Source organism: Actinomadura sp. NPDC048032, assembly GCF_040653175.1.
GTDB lineage: Bacteria > Actinomycetota > Actinomycetes > Streptosporangiales > Streptosporangiaceae > Spirillospora > Spirillospora verrucosospora.
Genome location: NZ_JBEZJP010000526.1, coordinates 1 through 4857, shown reverse-complemented (window position 1 = coordinate 4857; position 4857 = coordinate 1). Strand labels below are relative to the sequence as shown.

The 4857-nt window shown below is 76.7% G+C and carries 5 protein-coding genes; 1 reads left to right on the top strand and 4 read right to left on the bottom strand.

The genetic code is table 11. From position 1 onward, the window contains the following. Positions 1 to 79: 79 nt before the first annotated feature. Positions 80 to 1138 (top strand): chromosome segregation ATPase, encoded by a 1059-nt coding sequence (locus AB0C69_RS38075; protein WP_360360750.1) that lies wholly within the window; start codon positions 80 to 82, stop codon positions 1136 to 1138. A 110-nt stretch (positions 1139 to 1248) separates the two neighbouring features. On the opposite strand, the gene AB0C69_RS38070 is transcribed toward AB0C69_RS38075, so the two are convergent. The 4 genes from AB0C69_RS38070 to AB0C69_RS38055 all read right to left on the bottom strand — a co-directional run. Further along, positions 1249 to 1935, bottom strand: a complete 687-nt coding sequence (locus AB0C69_RS38070) for an adenosylcobinamide amidohydrolase (RefSeq protein WP_360360747.1) — start codon at positions 1933 to 1935, stop codon at positions 1249 to 1251. Further along, positions 1932 to 2702 (bottom strand): ABC transporter ATP-binding protein, encoded by a 771-nt coding sequence (locus tag AB0C69_RS38065; RefSeq protein ID WP_360360744.1) that lies wholly within the window; start codon positions 2700 to 2702, stop codon positions 1932 to 1934. Before AB0C69_RS38065 ends, AB0C69_RS38070 begins: the two co-directional genes overlap by 4 nt. Next, entirely contained in the window at positions 2699 to 3718 is a 1020-nt protein-coding gene (locus AB0C69_RS38060) for an iron ABC transporter permease (protein ID WP_360360752.1), read from the bottom strand. Before AB0C69_RS38060 ends, AB0C69_RS38065 begins: the two co-directional genes overlap by 4 nt. A gap of 253 nt (positions 3719 to 3971) precedes the next feature. Next, a partial coding sequence (locus tag AB0C69_RS38055) for an ABC transporter substrate-binding protein (RefSeq protein ID WP_360360741.1) occupies positions 3972 to 4857 on the bottom strand: 886 nt, incomplete at its 5' end.

Genomic DNA, 4857 nt, shown 5'->3' with positions numbered 1-4857 from the left:
CCCCGCCCCCTCCGGTGCGGGGTCCCCACGCCCGGGTGCCCGGGCCGCGGTGGGCGGGGGCCCGGGCTGCGGACGGCCCGTGCCGCAGCCGGCGCGCGGCGCCCGCACCGTCCGCTACTGCCAGGACGGCGACGGCGCGTGCGAGCGGGCCGCGCGCGAGAGCCGGGAGCGGGGCCTGGAGGCGCCCGGCCTCACCGGCCAGGTCGCCTGGACGTGGGAGATGGTCGACCGGCTGGAGGGCCTCGCCGACCGGCTCGCCGGATCGCTGATCTCCGAGCTGAGCGTCGCCGGCGTCGAGCGGCGGATCGCCGAGGCGCGCGCCGAGGCCGCCGGGCTCGTCGCGATCGCGCAGCGGGAGCGCGACGCGTCGCAGCGGCAGGCCGAGGTGGCGTGGCGCGAGACCGCCACCGCCCGCGCCCGCGCCGAGGCCGCCGAGCAGGAGGCGGCGTCCGCCCGCGCCGAGGCCGAGCGGCTCGCCGCCGAACGGGACGCCGCGCGGCGGGAGCGCCAGGAGGCCCGGGACGACGCCGACGGCGCGGGCGCCGCCCGCCTCGCCGCCGAGCGCGAACGCGACCGGGTGGCCGCCCGGGAGGGCGAGCTGCTCGCCTCGCTGGAGAGCGCCCGCGCCGAACTCGTCGCCCTGCACGGGCGGCTGTCGGAGGCCGAGACCCTCGTCGAGGGGCAGCGTGTCGAGGCCGCCGCCGCCACCCGCGCCGCCGAGGACCTGCGTTCGGCCGTCCGCGACGCCGAGGCCAAGCGGGGGCAGGCCGTGGCCGACCTCGACCAGGTCCAGGCGCGGGCCCGCGAGCTGGAGCGGCACAACTGGCAGCTCGCCCGCGCCGCCGACGAGCTGCGCGCCGCGGTGCGGGCGCTGACCGCCGAGCGGGATGCCGCCCGCGCCGAGGCCGACCGCGCGCGCCGCCGCGTCGACGCGCTCACCGCGCTGTCGGAGGGGCGCGCGGACCCGGGCCCCGCCGGGCCGCGGCCGGCCGTCGACCGGGAGCCGCCGACCGGGGTGCACTCCCTGCCGCCGATGAACGGGTCCCTGCTGGACGGCGGCGACCCGCTCGCCACCGACCCGCTGCGCCGCCACGGCCACGCCGGGCACAACGGGCATCGCCTTCCCCACGCCGGCTGACCGTCATGCCGGCCGCGCGTCGCATAGGGAGGAGGTGAGGCCCGAACCCCACACTGCACTGGCCCTGAGGCCGGCCGCCGTACCGCACCGGGGTGGTACGGCGGCCGGTGCTAGCCGCGTGCCTCCAGCCGGGCCGCGTAGTCCAGGGCCCCGGCGCGGACGGCGGCGTGGACCGTCCGCGCGATCCTCGCGCCCCAGGTGGAGCGGGGCCCGGCGAAGACCTCCGGCGTTCCGCCGGTCGCGGCGGCGACGCAGATCGCGTCGGACGCCGTGCCCGTGCACGGGAAGCCCGCTTCGAGCAGCGCCTGCGTCTTGGCCTCGGTCGCGGTGACGACCGCGTTCACCAGCGCCGCGTCGCTCATCCCGACGGGGACGGCGACCACGATGTTGATCGTCCCCGGTTTCCAGGCGGGCGTCCCGTCCCCCTCCAGCGGGGCCAGCTCGGGATCGGGCGTCCCGGCGGGGGCGGCCGCCCAGGTCGGGACGCGCAGCCCCACCGTCGCCGACACGCGCACGCCCTCGCCGTCCCGCCGCACCGTGCGCGCGACCGGGGCCGCCGTGAGCATCCCGACGCCGGGGCCCTCCAGCCCGGCCGCCGCCGCGAGCTCGGCGAGGTGCGCGACCGGGTCGGTGCGCGCGTAGGCGCCCGGCACCTGGGCGTTCAGCACCCAGCGGGCCGGGCCGATGCCGCCGCCCAGCATCGCCGAGGAGATCATCCGATGGCCGCGGCCGGCCCGCCACACCGTCGAGGCCAGCCGTTCGCCGTCCTCCGTCCGCCACGCCGTCTCGAGGTTCACGGACGCTCCAGCGACAGGATCGGCCGGCCGCCCGGCCCGGGGGCGACGCTCACGCGGGCGCCGAAGTGCTCCTCGACGGCGTCGCGGGTGAGGACCAGATCCGGCGGGCCCGACGCGGCCACCCGACCGCCGGAGAGGAGGACGAGCCCGTCGGCGTACTGCCCGGCGAGCGTCAGGTCGTGGATCGTGGTCACCACCGTCAGCCCGTCCGACAGCCGCAGCCGGTCGATCAGCTCCATCACCTGCTGCTGGTGGCCGATGTCGAGCGCGGTCGTCGGCTCGTCCAGCAGCAGCACCGAGGTCTGCTGCGCGAGGGCGCGGGCCAGCACCACGCGCTGCCGCTCCCCGCCGGACAGGTGGTCCAGGGGGCGGGCCGCGAAGGGGGTGAGGTCCAGCCGGTCGAGGACCTCCGCGGTGACGGCCCGGTCGCGGGCGCTCTCCCGGCCCAGATGCGGGACGTAGGGGGACCGCCCCAGCAGGGTGTAGTCGAACACCGTCATGCCCACCGGAAGGTTCGGGCTCTGCGGGGCGTAGGCGACGAGCCGGGCGCGCCGCCTCGGCTTGAGCGCCTGCAGGTCCGCGCCCGCGAGGGTGATCTCGCCACGGGACGGGACCAGGCCGAGGACGGCGCGCAGCAGCGTCGACTTTCCCGCGCCGTTCGGCCCGATGACCGCCGTCCACGACCCCGCCGGCGCCTCCAGCGACACGTCCTTCAGCACCGGCCGCCCGCCGAGCGCGACGTCCAGGCCGCGCACCGCGACGGTCACGTCTCCACCTGCCGCCGGGACGCGCGGAGCACCACGACGAAGAACGGCCCGCCGACGAACGCCGTCACCACGCCCAGCGGCAACTCCCCGGGCCTGATCACCGTCCGCGCCACGAGGTCGGCCACCTCCAGGAACGCCGCGCCGCCCAGCAGCGACAGCGGCAGCACGATCCGGTACGACCCGCCCGCCAGCCGCCGCACCACGTGCGGGACGACGATGCCGACGAACGCGATCAGCCCGCTCACCGCGACCGCCGACGCCGTCGCCAGCGACGCCGCCGCCACCACCGTCAGCCGGACCCGCGCCGCCGACAGGCCGAGCGCGGCCGCCTCCTCGTCGCCGACGCTGAGCACGTCCAGGAGCCGGCCGTGGGCGAGCAGCACCACGGTGGAGACCAGCGCGTACGGGAAGACGAGCGCCAGCTGGTGCCAGTCGGCCGACCCGACCCCGCCGAGGATCCACGAGTAGATCCGCTGTAGCTCCTCCGCCCTCATCTGCTGGATGAGCGTCTGCACCGCGGCGAGGAAGGACGACACCGCGACGCCAGCCAGCACCAGCGTCGCCGTCCCGTTCCCGCGGCCCGTCGCGGCGCTGCCCAGCAGGTAGGCGAGGGCCACCCCGCCGATCGCGCCGACGAACGCCGCGAGCGGTACCGCGTATCCGGGGTCGCCCGGCACAAGCGCGATGACCAGCGTCGCCCCGACCCCCGCGCCCGCCGCCGCGCCCAGCAGGTACGGGTCGGCGAGCGGGTTGCGGAACACCCCCTGGTACCCGGCGCCCGCGACGGCGAGCATCCCGCCGACCAGCGCCGCCATCAGCGCCCTCGGCACGCGCAGCTGGAACAGCACGTTCTCGTCGATGACGCCGAACCCGCTGTCGGCGTGCACGAACGGGATCCGGTCGGCCAGCGCCTTCAGGACCCCGCCCACGGGCAGCCCGGCCGACCCCACCAGCATCCCGGCCAGCAGCGTCGCGAGCAGCAGCCCGAGCGCCGCCGCCAACGGCAGCGGCCGCAGCCTGGCCTGGCTCCGCGGGCCGGGCGACGAGCCGCCAGGGCCTGGACCCGCGATGCCGCCGGAGCGCTCTTCCGTCTCGGGCGGCGCGTCGCCGCGACCGCCGGAGACCTCGGGCGCCCGCTCCCGCCCGGAGACGTCCTCGGGAACCGCGCGGACGTCCGAAGACGTCCCGGCCGCGTCGTCGGCGCCGGCCGGGACGTCCCCGGTGTGCGGTCGACGCCTGCTCACGGGCGGGCGTCCTCGGCGGCAGCGGTCACTGAACCTTCTGGACCGCGTCGCCGATCGCCTTGACGAACTCCGCCAGGCGCGGCCCCCAGCGGGAGGCGATGTCGTCGTCGAGCTCCACCACGCCGCCGTGCCCGACCGCGTCCAGGTCCGACCAGCCCGGGCGCTTCGTGAGCGCGGCGGCGTTCTGCCCGCAGCACTTGGTGTCGGCCAGGAAGATCAGGTCGGGGTCCTGCTTGAGCAGGTACTCGCGGGACAGCTGCGGGTAGTCGCCGGAGGCCTTGTCCGCCTTGTCGGCGATGTTCTGCAGGCCGAACATCCCGTACACCTGGCCCACGAAGGTCTTCGACGTCACCGAGTGGAGCTGGTTGTCGAGCTCGTGGTAGTACGTGAGGCCCTTGGCCTTGGACGACGCGGCCACCGTCTTCTGGATGTCCGCGCGCATGCCGTCGGTGACCTTCTTGGCCTCGGCCTCGTGCCCGGTGGCCTGCCCGAGGTCGCCGATCTCGTCGTAGGCCTCGTCCAGGTTCTTCGCCGCCGGCTCCAGCAGGACCGGGACCTTCACCTTCTCCAGCGCCTTGACGATGCCGTCCATGTCGTCGGACAGCACGACGAGGTCCGGCTTGTGGGCGATGATCGCCTCGGCGTTCGGCTTGAAGCCCGACAGCTTCGTCCGCGGGGTGCCGGCCGGATAGTTGGAGTAGTCGTCCACCGCGACCACCTGCGGCCCGGCGCCGATGGCGAAGAGCGTCTCGGTGTGCGTGGGGGAGAGGGAGACGATGCGCTTCGGCTTGGCCGGGACGGACACGGCCCCGTTGGCGGCCTGGACGGTGACGGCCTTGCCGTCCGGCGCACCGCCGGACTCGCCGTCGTCGCCGCCGCATGCGGCGGCGAGCGTGACGACGCCGATCGCC